32 protein-coding genes are annotated in these 20,229 nt (G+C 41.4%); 3 read left to right on the top strand and 29 right to left on the bottom strand.

Annotation, left to right across the window (positions count from 1 at the left end):
* The 25 genes from map to IC619_RS13170 form a co-directional block, all read right to left on the bottom strand.
* A complete protein-coding gene (gene map, locus IC619_RS13290; protein WP_191140627.1) occupies positions 1 to 747 on the bottom strand; it encodes a type I methionyl aminopeptidase in 747 nt (248 codons plus the stop codon).
* Positions 744 to 1,397, bottom strand: a complete 654-nt coding sequence (locus IC619_RS13285) for an adenylate kinase (RefSeq protein WP_191140628.1) — start codon at positions 1,395 to 1,397, stop codon at positions 744 to 746. Before IC619_RS13285 ends, map begins: the two co-directional genes overlap by 4 nt.
* Positions 1,398 to 1,480: 83 nt before the next feature.
* Positions 1,481 to 2,782: a preprotein translocase subunit SecY gene (gene secY / locus IC619_RS13280; RefSeq protein ID WP_191140629.1), complete on the bottom strand. Its 1,302-nt coding sequence runs from the start codon at positions 2,780 to 2,782 to the stop codon at positions 1,481 to 1,483.
* Complete coding sequence (rplO, locus tag IC619_RS13275; RefSeq protein WP_191140630.1) at positions 2,782 to 3,222, bottom strand: 50S ribosomal protein L15; 441 nt, start codon at positions 3,220 to 3,222, stop codon at positions 2,782 to 2,784. Before rplO ends, secY begins: the two co-directional genes overlap by 1 nt.
* Positions 3,223 to 3,254: 32 nt before the next feature.
* Positions 3,255 to 3,449, bottom strand: coding sequence for a 50S ribosomal protein L30 (rpmD, locus tag IC619_RS13270; protein WP_213260924.1), 195 nt, complete (start codon positions 3,447 to 3,449; stop codon positions 3,255 to 3,257).
* Positions 3,450 to 3,454: 5 nt separating this feature from the next.
* Positions 3,455 to 3,970 carry a 30S ribosomal protein S5 gene (gene rpsE, locus IC619_RS13265; protein WP_191140632.1) on the bottom strand — a complete coding sequence of 172 codons (516 nt, stop codon included), beginning with the start codon at positions 3,968 to 3,970 and terminating at the stop codon, positions 3,455 to 3,457.
* Entirely contained in the window at positions 3,967 to 4,335 is a 369-nt protein-coding gene (gene rplR / locus IC619_RS13260) for a 50S ribosomal protein L18 (RefSeq protein WP_191140633.1), read from the bottom strand. The genes rpsE and rplR overlap by 4 nt, the downstream gene beginning before the upstream one ends.
* A gap of 35 nt (positions 4,336 to 4,370) precedes the next feature.
* Positions 4,371 to 4,907, bottom strand: coding sequence for a 50S ribosomal protein L6 (gene rplF, locus IC619_RS13255; protein WP_191140634.1), 537 nt, complete (start codon positions 4,905 to 4,907; stop codon positions 4,371 to 4,373).
* A 27-nt stretch (positions 4,908 to 4,934) separates the two neighbouring features.
* On the bottom strand, positions 4,935 to 5,333 hold the full coding sequence (gene rpsH / locus IC619_RS13250) for a 30S ribosomal protein S8 (RefSeq protein ID WP_191140635.1): 399 nt from the start codon (positions 5,331 to 5,333) through the stop codon (positions 4,935 to 4,937).
* Positions 5,334 to 5,357: 24 nt separating this feature from the next.
* Entirely contained in the window at positions 5,358 to 5,543 is a 186-nt protein-coding gene (locus IC619_RS13245) for a type Z 30S ribosomal protein S14 (RefSeq protein ID WP_191140636.1), read from the bottom strand.
* A 32-nt stretch (positions 5,544 to 5,575) separates the two neighbouring features.
* Positions 5,576 to 6,118, bottom strand: coding sequence for a 50S ribosomal protein L5 (rplE, locus tag IC619_RS13240; RefSeq protein WP_191140637.1), 543 nt, complete (start codon positions 6,116 to 6,118; stop codon positions 5,576 to 5,578).
* Between the two features lie 29 nt (positions 6,119 to 6,147).
* Entirely contained in the window at positions 6,148 to 6,525 is a 378-nt protein-coding gene (rplX, locus tag IC619_RS13235; protein WP_191140638.1) for a 50S ribosomal protein L24, read from the bottom strand.
* Positions 6,526 to 6,566: 41 nt separating this feature from the next.
* Positions 6,567 to 6,935, bottom strand: a complete 369-nt coding sequence (rplN, locus tag IC619_RS13230) for a 50S ribosomal protein L14 (RefSeq protein ID WP_191140639.1) — start codon at positions 6,933 to 6,935, stop codon at positions 6,567 to 6,569.
* Between the two features lie 38 nt (positions 6,936 to 6,973).
* Positions 6,974 to 7,240: a 30S ribosomal protein S17 gene (gene rpsQ / locus IC619_RS13225; protein ID WP_191140640.1), complete on the bottom strand. Its 267-nt coding sequence runs from the start codon at positions 7,238 to 7,240 to the stop codon at positions 6,974 to 6,976.
* Positions 7,237 to 7,449: a 50S ribosomal protein L29 gene (gene rpmC, locus IC619_RS13220; RefSeq protein ID WP_191140641.1), complete on the bottom strand. Its 213-nt coding sequence runs from the start codon at positions 7,447 to 7,449 to the stop codon at positions 7,237 to 7,239. The genes rpsQ and rpmC overlap by 4 nt, the downstream gene beginning before the upstream one ends.
* Complete coding sequence (gene rplP / locus IC619_RS13215) at positions 7,446 to 7,868, bottom strand: 50S ribosomal protein L16 (RefSeq protein WP_191140642.1); 423 nt, start codon at positions 7,866 to 7,868, stop codon at positions 7,446 to 7,448. Before rplP ends, rpmC begins: the two co-directional genes overlap by 4 nt.
* 3 nt (positions 7,869 to 7,871) lie before the next feature.
* A complete protein-coding gene (gene rpsC / locus IC619_RS13210) occupies positions 7,872 to 8,534 on the bottom strand; it encodes a 30S ribosomal protein S3 (RefSeq protein WP_191140643.1) in 663 nt (220 codons plus the stop codon).
* A 26-nt stretch (positions 8,535 to 8,560) separates the two neighbouring features.
* Positions 8,561 to 8,893 carry a 50S ribosomal protein L22 gene (gene rplV, locus IC619_RS13205; RefSeq protein ID WP_191140644.1) on the bottom strand — a complete coding sequence of 111 codons (333 nt, stop codon included), beginning with the start codon at positions 8,891 to 8,893 and terminating at the stop codon, positions 8,561 to 8,563.
* Positions 8,894 to 8,928: 35 nt separating this feature from the next.
* Positions 8,929 to 9,210: a 30S ribosomal protein S19 gene (gene rpsS / locus IC619_RS13200; RefSeq protein ID WP_191140645.1), complete on the bottom strand. Its 282-nt coding sequence runs from the start codon at positions 9,208 to 9,210 to the stop codon at positions 8,929 to 8,931.
* Positions 9,211 to 9,250: 40 nt separating this feature from the next.
* Positions 9,251 to 10,084, bottom strand: coding sequence for a 50S ribosomal protein L2 (gene rplB / locus IC619_RS13195; RefSeq protein ID WP_191140646.1), 834 nt, complete (start codon positions 10,082 to 10,084; stop codon positions 9,251 to 9,253).
* A gap of 27 nt (positions 10,085 to 10,111) precedes the next feature.
* The gene (rplW, locus tag IC619_RS13190) at positions 10,112 to 10,399 is read right to left on the bottom strand and encodes a 50S ribosomal protein L23 (RefSeq protein WP_191140647.1); all 288 of its coding nucleotides are present in this window, start codon (positions 10,397 to 10,399) and stop codon (positions 10,112 to 10,114) included.
* Positions 10,396 to 11,022, bottom strand: a complete 627-nt coding sequence (gene rplD / locus IC619_RS13185; protein WP_191140648.1) for a 50S ribosomal protein L4 — start codon at positions 11,020 to 11,022, stop codon at positions 10,396 to 10,398. The genes rplW and rplD overlap by 4 nt, the downstream gene beginning before the upstream one ends.
* Before the next feature lie 26 nt (positions 11,023 to 11,048).
* On the bottom strand, positions 11,049 to 11,678 hold the full coding sequence (rplC, locus tag IC619_RS13180; RefSeq protein WP_191140649.1) for a 50S ribosomal protein L3: 630 nt from the start codon (positions 11,676 to 11,678) through the stop codon (positions 11,049 to 11,051).
* Between the two features lie 32 nt (positions 11,679 to 11,710).
* Positions 11,711 to 12,019 carry a 30S ribosomal protein S10 gene (rpsJ, locus tag IC619_RS13175; protein ID WP_191140650.1) on the bottom strand — a complete coding sequence of 103 codons (309 nt, stop codon included), beginning with the start codon at positions 12,017 to 12,019 and terminating at the stop codon, positions 11,711 to 11,713.
* 531 nt (positions 12,020 to 12,550) lie between these two features.
* A complete protein-coding gene (locus IC619_RS13170; RefSeq protein WP_191140651.1) occupies positions 12,551 to 13,372 on the bottom strand; it encodes a DUF2935 domain-containing protein in 822 nt (273 codons plus the stop codon).
* 225 nt (positions 13,373 to 13,597) lie between these two features.
* On the opposite strand from IC619_RS13170, the gene IC619_RS13165 reads away from it, so the two are divergent.
* From IC619_RS13165 to IC619_RS13155, 3 genes are read left to right on the top strand one after another with little or no spacing between them, the layout of a single operon-like run.
* Positions 13,598 to 14,323: an ABC-2 transporter permease gene (locus IC619_RS13165; RefSeq protein WP_191140652.1), complete on the top strand. Its 726-nt coding sequence runs from the start codon at positions 13,598 to 13,600 to the stop codon at positions 14,321 to 14,323.
* Positions 14,324 to 14,339: 16 nt separating this feature from the next.
* Positions 14,340 to 14,729, top strand: a complete 390-nt coding sequence (locus tag IC619_RS13160) for a GntR family transcriptional regulator (protein ID WP_191140653.1) — start codon at positions 14,340 to 14,342, stop codon at positions 14,727 to 14,729.
* A gap of 3 nt (positions 14,730 to 14,732) precedes the next feature.
* Positions 14,733 to 15,578 (top strand): ATP-binding cassette domain-containing protein, encoded by an 846-nt coding sequence (locus tag IC619_RS13155; RefSeq protein WP_191140654.1) that lies wholly within the window; start codon positions 14,733 to 14,735, stop codon positions 15,576 to 15,578.
* A 228-nt stretch (positions 15,579 to 15,806) separates the two neighbouring features.
* Here the strand turns inward: IC619_RS13155 and tuf are convergent, their stop codons facing one another.
* The 4 genes from tuf to rpsL all read right to left on the bottom strand — a co-directional run bounded on the left by tuf (position 15,807) and on the right by rpsL (position 20,155).
* A complete protein-coding gene (tuf, locus tag IC619_RS13150; RefSeq protein ID WP_191140655.1) occupies positions 15,807 to 16,994 on the bottom strand; it encodes an elongation factor Tu in 1,188 nt (395 codons plus the stop codon).
* Positions 16,995 to 17,097: 103 nt separating this feature from the next.
* On the bottom strand, positions 17,098 to 19,173 hold the full coding sequence (fusA, locus tag IC619_RS13145; protein ID WP_191140656.1) for an elongation factor G: 2,076 nt from the start codon (positions 19,171 to 19,173) through the stop codon (positions 17,098 to 17,100).
* Between the two features lie 41 nt (positions 19,174 to 19,214).
* Positions 19,215 to 19,685, bottom strand: a complete 471-nt coding sequence (gene rpsG / locus IC619_RS13140) for a 30S ribosomal protein S7 (protein WP_191140657.1) — start codon at positions 19,683 to 19,685, stop codon at positions 19,215 to 19,217.
* A 56-nt stretch (positions 19,686 to 19,741) separates the two neighbouring features.
* Complete coding sequence (rpsL, locus tag IC619_RS13135; RefSeq protein WP_191140658.1) at positions 19,742 to 20,155, bottom strand: 30S ribosomal protein S12; 414 nt, start codon at positions 20,153 to 20,155, stop codon at positions 19,742 to 19,744.
* Between the last annotated feature and the right edge of the window lie 74 nt (positions 20,156 to 20,229).

Raw genomic sequence — 20,229 nt, 5'->3', positions numbered from 1 at the left:
CTAAACAATCGTCAATACCTCATGACCTTCGTCCGTAATCGCAATGGTATGTTCAAAGTGTGCACTCAGATTCCCATCTACCGTGACAACTGTCCAGTTATCGCTCAAGGTTTTTACATGCCTACTCCCCATATTCACCATAGGTTCAATGGCAAGTGTCATACCCTTTTTCAGGCGAATCCCTTTGCCAGCAGGACCGTAATTCGGAATACTAGGATCTTCATGTAAGTTTTGACCGATTCCGTGACCCGAATACTCACGAACAATCGAAAAGCCTTCATCTTCCGCAACTTTTTGCACTGCGGCCGAAACATCGCCTAGTCTAGCATTCGGCTTTGCTTGTTTGAGCCCTGCATACAAAGATGCTTCAGTTACATCAAGTAAGCGCTGCGCTTCAGATGAAATCTTACCAACCGGATAGGTCCAAGCTGAATCACCATGATACCCCAAGTAGAAAGCACCAATGTCTATCGTAAAAATATCACCTTCATTTAAGATGCGTTTCCCTGGAATACCGTGCACAAGTACTTCATTTACAGATGTACATATGCTTCCTGAGAAACCATTATACCCTTTAAAAGAAGATTTCGCACCGAGCTTACGAATAAAGCGTTCCGCTACATGATCCACTTCACGAGTGGTAATGCCCGGTTCAATCCATTTTTTGAGCTCTTGATGCGTTAAAGCTACAATTCGACCCGCTTCTCTCATACGCTCAAGTTCATTATTCGACTTGAGTATGATCATACGCCTAACCCTCTTAATAGTGACAAAATACGTTCAGAAACCGTTTCAATCGATTGCTCACCGTCAATCCGTTTCAAGATCCCTTTTTGCTCGTAATAAGCAAGTAGTTTCTCAGTTTGATCCAGATTGACCTTTAAGCGTTTGGAAACTGTTTCACGTTTATCATCTTCGCGTTGATATAGCTTTCCATCACAGCGATCACACTGATCTGCGACTTTCGGAGGAGCAAATATGACGTGATAAGCTGCACCACACTCCTGACAAATACGTCTGCCAGTTAGTCGCTTAATCAACTCCTCTTCCTTCACTTCAATGTAAATCACCATATCTAGCGTACGTTCCAAGTCAAGCGTTAGTTTATCAAGCGCTTCAGCTTGCGGTACAGTACGGGGAAAACCATCCAATAAAAAACCTTTTTCACAATCATCCTCACTTAGACGTTCGCGTACAATCCCATTGGTTACATGATCTGGAACCAGTTGACCTTGATCCATAAAAGATTTCGCTTCTAATCCAAGTTTGGTTTCGTTTTTAACTGCTGCCCGAAACATATCCCCAGTAGAGATATGTGGAATGTGAAATGCATCTACAATATGTGAAGCCTGTGTGCCTTTACCAGCTCCAGGCAAACCCATTAGAACAATATTCAAGTCGATTCCTCCCGGTTATTTAAATACCGGCACTCTCATGCATGATCCCCGGAAATTCGCTTTTCCCGGGGCAACTACCATACTTACTTATTCATAAAGCCTTTGTAATGGCGTTTAATAAGCTGAGACTCAATTGTTTTCATGGTTTCAAGTGCTACCCCTACAACGATGAGTAAGGAAGTTCCACCGATTTGCACAGCTTGTGGTAAGCCAGAAAAGCTAATCAAGAACACCGGAAAAATGGATATCGCTGCTAAGAACAATGCACCCGTTAAGGTTAAGCGATTCAAAACACGAGTCAAATAGGTTGCCGTGTGTTTCCCTGGACGAATCCCTGGCACAAAGCCACCATTTTTCTTCATCTGATCCGCTAACTGAACTGGATTTAGTTGTACGAAGGTATAAAAATAGGTAAATCCTATAATTAATACCACATACATCACCATACCAAGTCCAAACGTGGTGTAATCAATATTCGTGATGATCCAGTCTGCTATCGCACTTTTTCCAGCCCAGAAGTTTGCAATCGTACGTGGAAACAATAGCAGTGAAAGAGCAAAGATGACTGGAATAACACCCGCAGCATTTACTTTAAATGGAATATGCGTAGATTGACCACCATACATTTTCCGACCAACAACACGCTTCGCATACTGAACTGGAATCTTGCGAACCCCTTGTTGAACATAAATAACGGCAATAATAATGGCCAGAACAACTAACAAGAGAATAGCCACTTTCAAAATGCCTAAGAAAATCTGGCTATCGTCTTTAAACCAAGTAGCATAGATCTGCGTTGATGTAGAAGGAATAGCTGAAATGATTCCCGCAAAAATCAAAATCGATATTCCGTTCCCAATTCCTTGATCTGTAATTTGCTCCCCAATCCACATGAGGAAAGCTGTACCTGCTGTTAATGTTAACGAAATTAATGCAAAGCCCCAAAAGGTTTCATTTACTACAAACCCTGGTGCTGTTCTACTGAAACCGATTGACAACCCGATAGATTGAATAATAGCTAACCCAATTGTAAAGTAGCGTGTAAACTGAGCCAGCTTTCGCCGTCCGACTTCTCCTTCTTTCGCCCAACGAGCAAAAGCGGGAATTACATCCATCGTCAATAGTTGCACAATAATCGATGCCGTAATATAAGGCATAATTCCCATCGCAACAATTGAGAAGTTAGAAAATGCTCCACCTGAAAAAGCATTGATCAGGTTAAAAACACCTTCTGTTTGTTGCATCATGGCTCTCAATATATCCGCATTTGTATTTGGTACTGGTACATGTGCAGCAATCCGAAATACAACCAACATTAACAGAGTGAAAATAATGCGACGACGAAGATCTTCTACCTTAAAAATGTTGCCTAGGTTTCTTAACATTAGATTACCTCCGTCGATCCACCAGCGGCGGTAATTTTCTCTTGCGCTGATTGTGAGAATTTATGTGCCTTAACTGTAACTTTAGTCGTAAGATCACCATTACCAAGTACTTTTAAGCCATCTTTTAAGTTCTTCACAATTCCTTTTTCTAGAAGAAGTTCCGGTGTAACTTCGGTATTATCTTCAAAACGGTTCAAAATATCCATGTTAATAATAGCGTATTCGACGCGATTCATGTTATTGAAGCCACGCTTTGGAAGACGTTTGTAGATTGGATTTTGTCCACCTTCAAAACCTGGGCGTACACCACCACCAGAACGTGCATTTTGTCCTTTATGCCCACGTCCCGCAGTTTTCCCTTGACCAGCTGATATACCGCGTCCAAGACGTTTTCTCTTATGGCGAGAGCCAGCGGCTGGTTTTAACTCGTGAAGTTTCATTCATCGCACCTCCTCTTCGTTCAATCTAGCACCTATTCGTTAATTTCTTTTACCTCAACAAGGTGGCTAACTTTTTTTACCATACCACGAATGGCTGGATTGTCATTGTGAGTAACAGTCTGTTCCCTCTTACGGAGACCCAGTGTGCGCAGGGTGACACGTTGCGTTTCCGGACGGCCAATCATGCTCCCTGTAAAGGTAATAGCCAATTTCTTTGCCACGGTCATCCCTCCTATCCTAGCAATTCTTCTACGGTTTTACCGCGAAGTTTTGCTACATCTTCAGGACGCTTTAAGTTCTTAAGCCCTTCAAGTGTAGCTCTTACCATGTTAATTGGGTTGTTAGAACCGGTTGATTTCGTCAAAATATCACCGACACCAGCAACTGTTAATACATCACGAACAGGTCCACCAGCAATTACACCAGTACCCTTTGAAGCAGGTTTCAACAAGACTTCCCCTGCGCCAAAATGACCAATAATTTCGTGTGGAATTGTGTTTCCTGATAACGGAACCGTAATCAAATTCTTTTTCGCAGCTTCCATACCTTTACGTATCGCTTCTGGTACCTCTGTCGCTTTACCGATCCCAGCTCCAACTCTACCTTTTCCATCTCCGACTACAACCAAAGCACTAAAGCTAAAGTTACGTCCACCCTTAACCACTTTTGATACACGGTTAATGTTTACAACTTTATCGATAAACTCAGATTGAGCGGCATCACGCTTACGCTTGTTTTCTTTGCTCAAAAGTCTAGACCTCCTTCCCTTGCACCTTCAGCCAAAGCTTTAATGCGACCATGATAGATATAGCCACCTCGGTCAAACACAACTTCTTTTACGCCTTTTTCAAGTGCACGTTCTGCTACTAAAGCACCCACTGTACGTGCTGCTTCAACCGTTGCTCCACTTTGTTCTTTATCTTTCAATGCTGAATCAATGGTAGAAGCAGCAGCCAAAGTAGTACCGGTCGTATCATCAATCAATTGTACGTAAATATTTTTGGAAGAACGAAATACGCTCAAACGAGGACGCATCGTAGTTCCTGCAATTTTTTTACGTACACGCAAGTGACGTTTTTTACGCTTTTTATTGCGATCCGCTTTTTGCAACACGGTCTCATTCACTCCTTTCTAGTCAAGCTACTCGACTATTTACCAGTTTTACCTTCTTTACGACGAACACGTTCATCGCTGTAACGAATCCCTTTACCTTTGTAAGGTTCAGGTTCACGATGTGCACGAATTTTTGCCGCTTCTTGACCTACTATTTCTTTATCAATCCCGCGAACAATAATTTGTGTAGTAGAAGGCACTTCAAACGTAATCCCTTCAACCGCATCGATATTAACTGGATGTGAATATCCTAAGCTTAGCTCAAGGCCGCTACCTTTTTGCTTAGCACGGTACCCAACACCAACGAGTTCAAGGGTTTTTGCATAACCATTGGTTACACCTTCAACCATATTGGCAATCAAGCTAGCTGTTGTACCATGTAAAGAACGATGTGCACGATGGTCACTTGGACGTTCAACGATTACATGATTCTCTTCTAACTTAATCGCAATATCGGAATGAAATTCACGACTTAAAGTTCCTTTTGGCCCTTTAACCGTAACGTTACTACCTTCAATTTTAACTTCTACACCAGCCGGTACTGCAATCGGCTTTTTCCCGATACGAGACATTCCGTTCACCTCCGTCCTATCAAACGATTACCAGACGTACGCTAATACTTCTCCGCCCACTTTTTGTTGACGTGCTTCTTTATCTGTCAATAACCCTTTATTGGTAGATAAAATCGCAATTCCTAAGCCACGTAAAACGCGAGGGACTTCTGTAGAATTAGCATATACACGTAGACCTGGTTTACTAATACGCTTTAAGTTCGTAATTACTTTTTCATTGCTAGAACCATATTTTAAGAAGATACGAAGTCTTCCTTGTTTGTTATCTTCAACAAACTCAGCGTCGCGAATAAAACCTTCACGCTTTAAGATTTCAGCGATTTCACGTTTCATTCTTGAAGCAGGGAGTTCTAGACTCTCTTTGCGTACCATGTTCGCATTACGAATTTGTGTTAACATATCCGCGATTGGGTCTGTCATCACCATACAAAACCCTCCTTCCTGATCTCTTTACCAACTTGCTTTCTTTAAGCCTGGAATCTGTCCCTTGTGAGCAAATTCTCTGAGGCAAATACGACATAATTTAAACTTACGATATACGGAGTGAGGTCGACCGCAATGTTCGCAACGACTTTGGACCCGCGAACTGAACTTTGGTTTGCGTTTCGATTTCACAACCATCGACTTTTTGGCCAACGGATTCCCTCCTTTACTTGGTATTTTAATGACTACTTACGAAAAGGCATACCCAAATTCGTTAGTAATTCACGCGCTTCTTCATCTGTGTTCGCAGATGTTACGATTACAACATCCATACCACGAACTTTGTCAACTTTATCATACTCGATCTCTGGGAAGATCAACTGCTCTTTTAGACCTAAAGTGTAGTTCCCACGTCCATCAAATGCTTTCGCTGATATTCCGCGGAAGTCACGTACGCGAGGAAGCGCTACATTGATCAACTTATCTAAGAAGTGATACATGCGTTCTCCACGAAGCGTAACTTTAACACCAATCGGCATTCCTTCACGAAGCTTAAATCCAGCAATAGACTTTTTCGCTTTCGTAATAATAGGTTTTTGGCCACTGATTGCTGTCAAATCTTCCACTGCATTATCTAATACCTTAGCGTTTTGAACTGCTTCACCAACACCCATATTGATTACGATCTTCTCAATTTTAGGTAATTGCATAGGTGATTTGTAGCTAAACTTTTTCATTAAAGCAGGAGCTACAACATCTTTATATTGCTCTTTCAACCGTACTGCCATTAGGTGTGAACCTCCTTTCATCAATCATACTACTTATCAAGAATCTCTCCGGATTTCTTAGCAAAACGAACTTTTTTCTGTTGACCGTTTTTACCTTCAACAAACTTATAACCAACACGTGTCGGTTGTTTTGTTTTAGGGTCTTCGATCATCAAGTTTGAAAGCTGAATCGGAGCTTCTTTTTTGATAATCCCGCCTTGTGGGTTTGCTTGAGATGGACGCGCATGCTTATCCACCATATTTACTCCCTCAACAAGTGCGCGGTTCTCTTTTGCTAAAACTTTAATTACGCGGCCTTTGGTATATACCTTTTTGCCTTTTTCATCAAAATGTGGAGCTTCCTTCCCACGCATCACTAGCACAGTATCTCCAGTTTTGATGTGAACTTTGTTCGGTTTTTTGGACATGCTCTGCACCTCCTTACTTTCTGAAGCGTAAACTTACTCATTTATAGCACTTCTGGTGCGAGTGAGATGATTTTCATAAAATCACGATCACGTAGTTCACGGGCTACCGGTCCGAAAATACGGGTTCCACGTGGTGTTTTATCATCCTTAATCACAACAGCAGCATTTTCATCAAAGCGAATGTAAGAACCGTCTGGGCGTCTGGTTGTACGCACAGTACGTACGATTACGCAGCGAACAACTTCACCTTTCTTGACAACGCCACCGGGTGTTGCTTGCTTGACAGAAGCAACAATAATGTCACCAATACCCGCAGAAGATCGCTTTGATCCTCCTAAGACACGGATACACATGATTTCTTTCGCGCCGGAATTATCCGCTACACGAAGACGAGTTTGAGGTTGAATCATCGGTTTCCCTCCTTCCCGTATATTTCACGGAAATTCATCTAAATAATAACTGCTTCTTCAACAATTTCTACTAAGCGGAAACGCTTATCTTTCGATAGCGGACGCACTTCCATGATACGAACAATATCGCCTGCTTTAGCTTTATTTTCTTCATCATGGGCTTTAAATTTCTTTGTATACTTGACGCGCTTACCATACAAAGAATCTTTTTTGTAGGTTTCGACAGCGACGACGATCGTTTTATCCATTTTATCACTGACCACTTTGCCGACACGTACCTTACGGCGTGTTGTACGCTCGTTCATCCCTGTTTCCTCCTTTCAATACCAAGCTCGCGCTCGCGTAAAGTTGTTTTACAACGTGCGATATTTTTACGAACTTGTCCGATTCGGGCTGGATTTTCCAATTGTCCAGTTGCCGATTGAAAACGGAGGTTAAACAGTTCTTCTTTGTACTGTGCGAGCTTTTGCTCGATCTCGGCGGTGGTCAACTCGATTAGCTGTTGTGCCTTCATTCGTTACCACCTGCTTCACGTTTAACAAATTTTGTTTTGATTGGTAATTTCATAGCAGCAAGTCTCATCGCTTCACGCGCTACATCTTCTGGAACACCTGCTAGTTCAAACATGATTTTACCTGGTTTTACTACAGCTATCCATTTTTCTGGAGAGCCTTTACCGCTACCCATCCGAACTTCGAGCGGCTTTTGCGTAATTGGTCGATCTGGAAAAATTTTAATCCAGACTTTACCGCCACGTTTGATATAACGAGTCATCGCAATACGCGCTGCTTCAATCTGACGGTTGGTAATCCAAGCAGGTTCTGTTGCTTGAAGACCGTATTCACCAAAAGCTACTTCGGTTCCGCCTTTCGCGCGGCCGGTTAGTTTCGGACGATGTTGACGGCGATATTTCACACGTTTTGGGATTAGCATGTGTTACTCGCCTCCTTTAGTTTCTCCCTGATTATTCTTCGTAGGAAGAACTTCTCCACGATAGATCCAAACTTTAACACCGATTTTACCAAAAGTAGTATCAGCTTCAGCAAAGCCATAGTCGATGTCTGCACGAAGTGTATGAAGTGGTACTGTTCCTTCGCTATACCCTTCACTACGCGCGATATCCGCTCCACCTAAACGACCACTAACTTGAGTTTTAATCCCTTTCGCACCAGAACGTAATGTGCGTTGAATGGATTGTTTCATTGCACGACGGAAAGAAACACGACGCTCTAATTGTTGTGCAATCTGTTCGGCTACAAGATTGGCATCAAGCTCAGGTTTTTTAATTTCCAAAATGTTGATGTGTACTTTCTTATCAGTAAGGCTTGTTAAAGCTTTACGAAGTGCTTCAACTTCGCTACCACCTTTACCAATAACCATACCAGGTTTCGCTGTATGAAGTGTGATATTCACACGATTAGCAGCTCTTTCAATTTCAATCGTCGATACAGAAGCATCTTTTAACTTCTTTTGAATAAACTCACGAATCTTAATGTCTTCATGTAATAGTGTAGCGTAATCTCTTCCACCAAACCATTTGGATTCCCAGTCACGAATGACACCTACACGAAGACCTACTGGATTAATCTTTTGACCCAAGCTTTTGCACCTCCTTAAAAATTATCCTATTTTTCAGCAACAACCACTGTAATGTGGCTGGTACGTTTGTTAATGCGGCTCGCACGACCCATAGCACGAGGGATAAAACGTTTCATCGTCGCTCCCTCATTTGCGTAAGCTTCCTTCACAACCAAGTTATTTACATCCAACTCATGATTATGACCTGCGTTTGCAATTGCAGATAGTAAAGCTTTTTCAATCACCGGCGAGGCAGCACGAGGAGTAAAACGTAAGATAGCCAATGCTTCTTCTGTGGATTTACCACGAATTAAATCGATGACCAACCGTACCTTACGGGGCGCTATGCGCACGTTACGCGCAACGGCTTTTGCTTGCATGTGTGTACCTCCTCTCTCGAAAACCTAACCTTACATTACTTTCTTTTCGTTTTCTTGTCATCACCAGCATGACCACGGAATGAACGAGTAGGCACAAACTCACCTAACTTATGACCAACCATATCTTCTTGAACATAGACTGGTACGTGTTTACGTCCATCGTGAACTGCGATGGTGTGTCCAACGAAATCAGGGAAGATCGTAGAACGACGTGACCAAGTTTTAATCACGCGCTTTTCGTCTTTTTCATTAAGCACAGCAACCTTTTTTAGCAAATGATCGTCTGCAAATGGCCCTTTTTTTAAGCTGCGACCCATAAATGTGACCTCCCTTCAAACCCGATATTTTTATGCTACTTTACTTCTTCTTACGTCCACGTACAATATATTTGCTGGACGCTTTGTTTTTCTTACGTGTTTTATAACCAAGCGTAGGTTTACCCCATGGTGTCATAGGTGATTTACGTCCGATTGGCGCACGTCCTTCACCACCGCCGTGTGGGTGATCTACTGGGTTCATAACAGATCCACGAACCGTTGGGCGCTTACCTAACCAGCGAGAACGACCAGCTTTACCAATGTTGATCAATTCATGATCTAAGTTACCTACTTGCCCGATTGTTGCACGGCATTCAATGTGAATCATACGTGTTTCGCCAGAAGTTAGACGAATGATCGCATAGTTCCCCTCTTTACCAAGCAATTGAGCAGAAGTACCCGCAGCACGAACTAATTGTCCACCGCGACCTTTTTTAAGCTCGATGTTGTGAATGACGGAACCCACAGGAATATTACGAAGTGGTAATGCATTCCCTACCTTGATATCCGATTCAGGACCAGATTCGATCATCATTCCTACTTTTAAATCTTTCGGTGCTAAAATATAACGCTTTTCACCGTCAGCATAGTGAATTAGAGCGATGTTAGCCGAGCGATTTGGATCGTATTCAATCGTTGCTACTTTACCTGGAATTCCATCTTTATTCCGTTTAAAGTCGATAATACGATACTTACGCTTATGACCTCCACCTTGATGACGTACAGTCAGACGACCTTGGTTGTTACGTCCTGACTTTTTGGTCAAGTTAACCGTTAAAGACTTCTCCGGAGTACTTGTTGTAATCTCTTCAAAAGAAGATGACGTCATATGACGGCGGGAAGGTGTTATCGGCTTATAACTTTTAATACCCATGCTTTTCCCTCCTTTGTTACTTAGTCATTAAGCTTCAAATATTTCAATCGGTTTACTACCTTCAGCAAGTTGAACTACTGCTTTTTTTCTTTCAGGCGTCCGACCACTGTAACGACCATACCGCTTCAATTTACCAGGTAAACGAAGTGTATTTACTTTTTCAACTTTCACACCAAAGATCGCTTCAACTGCTTTTTTGACTTGAACTTTGTTTGCGCGAATGTCTACTTCAAACACATACTTATTGTTTTCCATCAACTCGGTAGATGCTTCCGTGATGACTGGACGACGGATAATATCACGTGGGTCCTTCACTGGCCTAGCACCTCCTCAACAAGCGTTACTGCTTTGCTAGTGAGAATCAATTTATCATAGTGCAGAACATCCAATACGTTTAATCCTGTAGCGGAAATTAACTTTACACCAGGAATATTACGTGCGGATTTCACAGTGTTTTCTTCTAAGTGATCTGTAACCACCAAAGCTTTGGTGTTTGCATCTAAATTCTTTAGAATTTGAGCAAACTCCTTTGTTTTAGGTTGTTCCATTGTAAGCTGATCTAAAATCACGATCTCATCAGCTTTTACTTTAGAAGAAAGTGCTGACTTAATTGCCAAACGGCGAACTTTCTTTGGTAATTTATATGCATAACTGCGTGGTTGTGGGCCAAATGTTACACCACCACCAACCCAGATTGGGGAACGTGTACTACCGTGACGCGCACGTCCAGATCCTTTTTGTGGTCTTGGCTTACGTCCACCACCACGAACTGCTGAACGGTTTTTCGTAGCATGTGTTCCAGCACGCAAAGATGCTTGTTGCATCACGACTGCATCGTGTAACACAGCTTTATTTGGCTCGATACCAAAGATCTTCTCAGCTAGTTCGATATCCCCTACTGTTTTTCCGCTTCTATCTAATACGGATAGTTTAGGCATGGAATGCTCCTCCTTTCTCTACACAATTAAACACTTTTTTTGGTTGCTGCCTTAATCATAAGGTAGCTATTTTTAGGTCCAGGTACTGCACCTTTAATCAAGATCAAGTTATTTTCAGTATCTACACTAACCACTTCAAGGTTTTGTTGCGTTACACGCTCTCCACCCATACGTCCTGGTAAGGTTTGACCTTTAAATACACGAGCTGGATCAGTAGCACCTAAAGAACCTGGTCCACGATGGTAACGGGAACCGTGACTCATTGGTCCACGGGATTGGTTGTGACGTTTGATCGCCCCAGCAAACCCTTTACCTTTTGATGTACCTGTCACATCTACAAACTCACCCGCAGCGAAAAGATCTGCTTTCAGAACACTACCTAGCTCATACTTGTCCATCTCTACATCGCGAACCTCGCGAACGACTTGATGAGGTTTAGCATCTGCCTTTTTGGCATGACCTTGTTCAGGTTTGTTTGCACGGTGTTCTTTCTTCTCTTTGAATCCGATCTGAATCGCTTCATAGCCATCGGTTTCTAATTCTTTCTTTTGTAGAACGACACATGGTCCAGCTTCAACAACTGTAACTGGTACAACCACTCCGCCTTCTTTAAAGACTTGTGTCATTCCAATCTTTTTACCAAGAATACCTTTCACCTTCTACACCTCCTACCATTTCGAAATCGACATTACAATTTAATTTCAATATCAACACCAGAAGGTAGATCCAATCTCATCAATGCGTCTACAGTTTGCTGAGTAGGATTAATGATGTCAATTAAACGCTTATGAGTGCGCATTTCAAACTGCTCACGAGAATCTTTATATTTATGAACCGCACGCAAAATCGTATATACAGACTTCTCAGTTGGAAGTGGAATTGGTCCTGATACACCAGCTCCAGTCCGTTTCGCAGTATCTACGATTTTTACGGATGATTGATCCAATACGCGGTGATCGTAAGCTTTTAAGCGAATGCGAATCTTTTGCTTTGCCATTGTTACCCCTCCTTCTCGTTCATTTTCAAAATGAACTTCTCCACGAAAATTATCCCGCCCTGGCCATGGCAAAGGGGCCGGGTGTGTCGGCAACCTTTCGTATCATCGCTGTTCATGACAACATTCACGATTATATATAAAAAATCGAACAGATGCAAGTATTTTTGTTGGTTTTTTGGGGATTTGTTTTATACATGTTAAAAGTTAAACCACTTCATCTAATCCGTATACTAGATATTCACCAAGTAGCAGTAACAAGATAGAGGAGAATTTGTTTTAGTCAAGACTGAAGCATATTCTCCTTAAAAAATGGGGCATTATTTTTTGAGCTTCCATTCTTAACGCTAAACATGAGGCCAAAATTTAGACATTTCCTCTAGCTCGAGGTTAAACGATTAGCGCCTTAAATATCATTTGGTAATCGTATAGATACGAAGACGTTTTTTTCTGGTTTTATATAAGCATCCTAGCAAAAACAACTATGTAACCGTTTTTTACATGATTCAACTAGCTTTACAGTTACTTTACCTATCATTCTGGCGGAAAGTCAGGCTCTGTTAATGAGCAATCGGATGGGATAGAGATATCCGGCACAAAAGCACAAAGTTTATAAAGAAAATAGCATGCTTCTGGTAAATGATGCTCAATAAAACGAAGGGTAGTCCCGGTTAGCACGGTTTCACCTTTGTAATCATTCATTATTTTTTGAAAAAATAGGTAAAATTCCTTTACTGCGGTTGCTGCATCTCGCGCGAGCTGAAGTTGACGGGGAAAGCCGGGTTTTGTAAACTCTTCAAATTGACCAAAAATACGAGACTGAGTTAGTAGCAATCGAAACCGGCGATTAAATTGCCTCGTAATTTCAATATCTTCTCCTTCAATTGAGTCTAACGCTTTTTCCAGTAATACAGAGTGTCCCACTTGATCGAGTAGCCATAAATCAAGTAATTGAATCAAGGTTTGCGGCTTCGCATCTAAACCATAGCAGTAATAGGATAAAAGACGCATGTACTCCCTGTTTTCACCCAGCGTACCTGTGAAATAGGAAGGATGTAACGTCGTAACCACTTGATTTTTCAGGCGGGCGTGTTGCATGCTACCTTCAAACAAATAATAATGATAGGCAATCGGATATGCTTCCCTTGCAAACTGAATCATCTCCGGACGATTTGCTGTTGCCGTTCTCGGAATCGCACCTAGTTGCTTCCTCAACCTTCCAAATGCCGTTACATATTGATCCGCTGTCTCCACCCAATATTTTTCTTTCCCTGAAGTGAAATCAATGACGAAGCGAGCATGGTCTTGTAATATCATCGTCCAAAATTGATGCTCATCCCAGACACAAAGAGACATAAGAAAGCTCCTCTCACAACTTTTTTTATCTATATGCAAGAATAGAGGTTTTTATCTAATGTTAAGTAAGAAGACTTTTTGTAAGACCACTTTGACTAAATGCTAATTCCTTATGCCGATTCAAATACTGAAGAAAAACTAAATTTTAAAGTTTCCCTTTACAAATTTATTGGTTATAGTGTATATATTGTATATGCACACTATAAACAGAGGTGATTATTTATGATGAGTAAAGAAACACGTCAATTAACGCTTTCAGAAATCAAAAATAACTGGGGATCCGGATTAATATCACTTGTTACGTTTTTGTTGTTATTTCCGGTTGTGGGATCGACCAAAATGATGAACAACCAGATGCCTGTTCAGTTCCTTCAATCACCGTACCTTGTTCTATTTATCAATTTTGGCATGCTTAGTTTGTTGTTTAATTCCTCCGTCAATCGAAAGCGGATGTATAATTCTTTAGATCTGATTAAACGTGACCAATCGACTAAGGAACTCATTTTTCTCAACTTGTTTCCCATAAAAACATCTGCTATTGTAGCAAGTCGCTATCTACATACCCTAGTACAATGGGCATTGTGTTTTATTTTAGGTAGCGCGCTTATATATTCGTTCGATTTAATCCCTATGTCACTTTCGTCTTATATTTATTTAATTGTTTTATTAGCTTCTTCTAGTCTGCTTTTTTGTTCACTCTATCTCTATATGGAATTAAACTACTCGCTAAAGCACTACTCAAAGTTTATATTAATCTCTTGGATAATCATCATGCTTATCTCTTTATACACAGCAATGATACACAACTGGCTATGGGGTTTTTATATCATCGACTTAGCTGAAACCGAAACGATGCAAACTTTTATAACCCTCCCCATTTCATTTATAATTTATTATGTTTCATATCGATTCGCCATCCAGAAATTAAAGAAGAGAGACTTAGCGATATAAATTTGGAAGTGATGCCATGAAGTTACCCATACATTTAGACACGGAGTCAAGCCAAGCCTATTATGATCAAATTAAAACACAAATTCAGAAATTCATATTGAACCAATACTTACCTGCTGGTACTGCTTTACCTTCAATTCGCACCCTAGCAAAAGATTTATCTTGTAGTGTCATTACAGTCAAACGCGCTTATCAGGATTTAGAAGCGGATGGCTTAATCATTACCAAGCAAGGTAGAGGAACTTTTGTGGCTAGTCACAATCCTGCACATGTCGAACAATATAAAGAAACCAAACTAGCTGGTATGATCGACCAATTGCTTACAGAAGCTCAGAAATTAGGCTATACAAAAAATGAAATCTTAACACACGTACAAAAACAAATCATATCTCAAAAGGATGAATAATTGATGATTAAAATCGAATCGATGGTTAAAAATATTGGTAGTTTTGAGCTCGGTCCCATCAATTTGCAATTTGAAGCAGGTTATATTTATGGACTCGTTGGACCTAATCGATCTGGAAAGACAACCCTCATTCAAACACTTACCCAACATTTAAAACCAAACCAGGGAAGGATCACTTGGTTTGGCAAGCAAGCAGCGCACAACGAGCAGTTTATTAAGCAAAACGTTTGTTATATGCCTGCCGAATTTGATGGACCTGCAAATTGGAAAGTGGGTGACTTTTGTCAGTTTGCAAGGATGTGGTACCCCAACTGGAATGATGCCATTGTGCTAAAGTTATTGACCCAATTTGAACTTAAAAAAGAGGAGAAATATGCGAAATTATCTACCGGAGCAAAGAAGAAGTTGCAATTTGTATTAGCAATGGCATCTAACTGTCCGTTTATGATTTTAGATGAACCTACCAATGGTATTGATTTTAAATCACGAAAGTTCATGCTAGATTATTTAGTAGAATGGATGGAGCAAGGAGAGCGTACGCTACTCATTACATCACATCATATTGACGAAATTCAGCGTTTAGCTGATATTATTATCCTCATTCACAATGGGAAACAAATTGGACAATACGAGAAAGACCAACTCATCAGTAACTGGAAACAAATATGGCTTCCCACGCCAGTACAAACGGAAATTCCCGGTGTGGTAGCCATGCAAAACGAAGCCCCATACTCTGTCATAACAAAGCAAGCAAATGAAACCTTAGCTTACTTAGAGAAAAGCCAAGTAGATGTCATTAAAGTAAGATCACTTGACATGGAAGATGTATTGGCGCAACTCGTCGGTTAAGGGGTCATTACAGATAAAAAAATAGCCGTATTAGACCCTCTTCCAAATTAATCTATAACATTTAAAATAAAATTAACCATAAATTTCATATTTAAAGAGTAATTACATGTGAAATGGTTTGGATATTTTAATAGAAGGTTCTCTAAATAAAAACCCGGTAAAACAATTAAAAAAAGACCTCGAATCAGCGCTAATTCGAGGTCTTTCTCTATGTGAAGTAGTTGGATACTACTCGATGATTTCAGTTACGGAACCAGCACCTACGGTACGTCCACCCTCACGGATAGCGAAACGAGTTCCGTTTTCAATCGCGATAGGAGCAATCAAGTTTACTTCCATCTCGATGTTGTCACCAGGCATACACATTTCGGTACCTTCTGGTAAGTTGATTACACCGGTTACGTCAGTTGTACGGAAGTAGAACTGAGGACGGTAGTTTGAGAAGAATGGTGTGTGACGTCCACCCTCGTCTTTGGAAAGAACGTATACTTGAGCTTTAAACTTGGTGTGTGGTGTCACACTACCTGGTTTAGCAAGTACTTGACCACGTTGGATGTCTTTACGCTCAACCCCACGAAGAAGTGCTCCGATGTTGTCACCAGCTTGTGCTTGATCGAGCAATTTACGGAACATCTCAACTCCGGTACATACTGACTTACGAGTATCAGTAATCCCGATGATTTCGATTTCGTCCCCAACTTTAATGATTCCACGCTCTACACGTCCGGTAGCAACTGTACCACGACCTGTGATGGTGAATACGTCCTCTACAGGCATGAGGAAGTTTTTGTCGATATCGCGCTCTGGCTCTTCGATGTACTCATCAACAGCGTTCATAAGTTCAACAATTTTGTCAGCCCACTCACCGTTTGGATCTTCTAAAGCTTTAAGAGCAGAACCTGAGATAACTGGTAGGTCGTCACCAGGGAAGTCATATTCAGAAAGAAGTTCACGTACTTCCATCTCTACAAGTTCCAATAGCTCTTCGTCATCAACCATGTCCACTTTGTTCAAGAAAACAACGATTGAAGGTACACCTACTTGACCAGAAAGTACGATATGCTCACGTGTTTGCGGCATAGGACCATCTGCAGCAGATACAACCAAGATTGCTCCGTCCATTTGTGCAGCACCGGTGATCATGTTTTTAACATAGTCAGCGTGACCTGGGCAGTCTACGTGTGCATAGTGACGATTTTCTGTTTCGTACTCTACGTGAGCTGTAGAAATGGTGATTCCACGCTCTCTTTCTTCTGGTGCCTTATCGATTTGGTCATAAGCAGTCGCTTCTGCTCCACCTTTTGTTGCAAGTACAGTTGTAATTGCAGCAGTCAAAGTGGTTTTACCATGGTCAACGTGACCGATTGTACCAATGTTCACATGAGGTTTACTACGCTCAAATTTAGCTTTTGCCATGATCTATATCCTCCCTAATTACCATTCATATGATGTGATGTATAGAAAACCGGGAAGTGATTGCATAAAGTGACCACTTCACCTGTGTTCTCTTAAAATAATATTACTTAACGGAAGCTTTTTTCATAATATCTTCCGCTACACTTTTCGGTACTTCTTCATAGTTAGAAAATTGCATGGAGAATGTTCCACGACCTTGTGTACGGGAACGTAAGTTGTTTACATAGCCGAACATTTCAGCCAGTGGTACGATCCCACGAACTACTTGGGCACCGCCACGTGCTTCCATACCTTCCACACGTCCGCGACGAGAGTTAATATCTCCCATTACATCGCCCATAAATTCTTCCGGAACCGTAACTTCCACTTTCATCATTGGCTCTAAAATGACAGCTTTACATTTTGACTTCGCTGCTTTTAGTGCCAGTGAGCCTGCAACTTTAAAGGCCATCTCAGAAGAATCCACATCATGGTATGAACCATCCACTAAGGTTGCTTTAACGTCAACAAGTGGATATCCGGCTACAACACCATTTTGCATTGCTTCTTCAATACCTGATTGTACTGCTGGGATGTACTCACGAGGTACTGACCCACCTACAATCTTGTTCACAAACTCAAAGCCGCCGCCTTCTTCAAGTGGCTCGAATTCTACCCAAACGTGACCAAATTGTCCACGTCCACCGGATTGACGGACGAACTTACCTTCAACTTTTGCAGATCCACGAAAAGTTTCTTTGTAGGCAACTTGTGGTGCACCAATGTTTGCTTCTACTTTAAACTCACGCTTTAGACGATCTACGATAATATCAAGGTGAAGTTCTCCCATACCACGAATAATGGTTTGAGCTGTCTCTTCATCGGTGTGTGTTTTAAATGTCGGGTCTTCCTCTGCAAGTTTTGCAAGTGCTACACCCATTTTATCTTGGTCACTCTTTGTTTTAGGTTCGATTGCGATCTCAATTACTGGTTCTGGGAAATCCATGGATTCAAGAATGATTGGATCTTTCTCATCACATAGTGTTTCACCAGTTGTTGTATCTTTAAGACCAACACCAGCCGCGATATCTCCTGCATATACAGTAGTGATTTCTTCACGACTGTTGGCATGCATTTGAAGGATACGACCGATACGTTCTCTTTTTCCTTTTGTAGAGTTTAATACATAGGAACCAGAACTTAAAGTACCGGAGTAAACGCGGAAGAAAGTCAATTTCCCTACATATGGATCTGTCATAATTTTAAATGCTAGAGCTGAGAATGGACCTTCGTCGCTAGATTCACGTACTGCTTCCGTACCATCAGGTAGTTCACCTTGGATAGCAGGTACATCAAGCGGAGATGGCATATAAGCTACAACCGCATCCAATAAAGGCTGTACACCTTTATTTTTATATGAAGAACCACATAGAACAGGGATAATCTCTACATTACAAACGCCTTTACGAAGGGTTGTTTTAATTTCTTCTTCGGTCAATTCTTCACCGTCAAGATATTTCATCATCAACTCTTCATCAAGTTCAGCAACTGCTTCTACAAGCTTCGTGCGATATTCATTCGCTTTATCTTGTAATTCAGCTGGAATATCGCGTGCTTCAGAAGTGGTTCCGAGATCGTCTGTGTACACCAATGCTTTCATGGTAACGAGATCAATCAATCCTAAAAACTCATCTTCAGCACCAATTGGAATCTGAATTGCAACTGCGTTTGCTTGAAGGCGATCACGCATTTGCTCAACTGCTCCGTAAAAGTCAGCACCGATAATATCCATCTTGTTCACGTAAGCGATACGTGGTACACGATAACGATCGGCCTGTCTCCAAACTGTTTCGGATTGTGGTTCTACGCCGCCTTTTGCGCAGAACACTCCAACTGCCCCATCAAGAACACGTAGGGAACGCTCTACTTCAACTGTGAAATCAACGTGACCAGGTGTATCAATAATGTTTACACGGTGGCCATCCCATTGAGCAGTAGTAGCAGCAGAAGTAATCGTAATTCCGCGCTCTTGTTCTTGTTCCATCCAGTCCATGGTGGCCGCACCTTCGTGCACCTCACCAATTTTATGAACACGACCGGTATAGAATAGTACACGCTCAGTGGTTGTTGTTTTACCAGCATCAATGTGCGCCATAATCCCAATGTTACGTGTTTCTCTTAAGGAGAATTCGCGTGCCATCGAAAATTTCTCCCTTCAATTTCACATATATGGTTTATAGATTACCAACGATAGTGTGCAAATGCACGGTTTGCTTCTGCCATACGGTGAACATCTTCTTTCTTTTTCACTGCAGAGCCACCATTGCTTGCTGCGTCTAAGATTTCATTTGCTAAACGCTCTTGCATGGTTTTTTCATTACGCAAACGCGCATAGCTCACTAACCAACGAAGACCTAAACTTGTACGACGTTCTGGTTTCACTTCTACCGGTACTTGGTAGTTTGATCCACCTACACGACGTGCTTTTACTTCAAGTACTGGCATTACATTTTTCAATGCTTGCTCAAATACTTCCATTGGTTCATTGCCTGTACGTTCTTGAATTAAGTTAAATGCATCGTAAAGAATACGTTGTGCTTTTCCTTTGTTACCATCTAGCATTAAGCGGTTAATCAGACGGGTAACCAACTTGCTATTGTAAATCGGATCTGGTAGTGCATCTCTACGAGGTACTGGACCTTTACGTGGCATAGATTTCCCCTCCTTTTCCTCATTGTTTTTACGCAATTGTGAGGATCATGACATCATTATTTTTTTGTGCGTTTTGCACCATATTTAGAACGAGCTTGCATACGGTTCTGTACACCAGCAGTATCTAGCGCACCACGAACGATATGGTAACGTACCCCAGGTAAGTCTTTTACACGTCCACCACGAACAAGTACAACACTGTGTTCTTGTAGGTTATGTCCGATTCCTGGAATATAAGCCGTAACTTCAGTACCATTAGTCAAACGTACACGCGCATATTTACGTAACGCGGAGTTTGGTTTCTTTGGTGTCATTGTTCCTACACGTGTGCAAACTCCACGTTTTTGTGGTGAGTTTTGAGGAACAATTTCCTTTTTCATGCTGTTGTAGCCATATTGCAAAGCAGGTGATTTTGACTTCACAACTTTGCTTTTACGACCTTTGCGTACGAGCTGATTAATTGTTGGCATGACTGTCCACCTCCTTCTTTCTTTTTTATTCAAGACCACAGATCCAGGAGTGTCATCTATGATCACAAAAATGA

The sequence above is a fragment of the Polycladospora coralii genome (genome assembly GCF_014773435.2).
Classification (GTDB): Bacteria; Bacillota; Bacilli; order Thermoactinomycetales; family Thermoactinomycetaceae; genus Polycladospora; species Polycladospora coralii.
The sequence above is the reverse complement of the archived record's forward strand: the minus strand, read 5'-3'. Positions and strand labels throughout refer to the sequence as shown.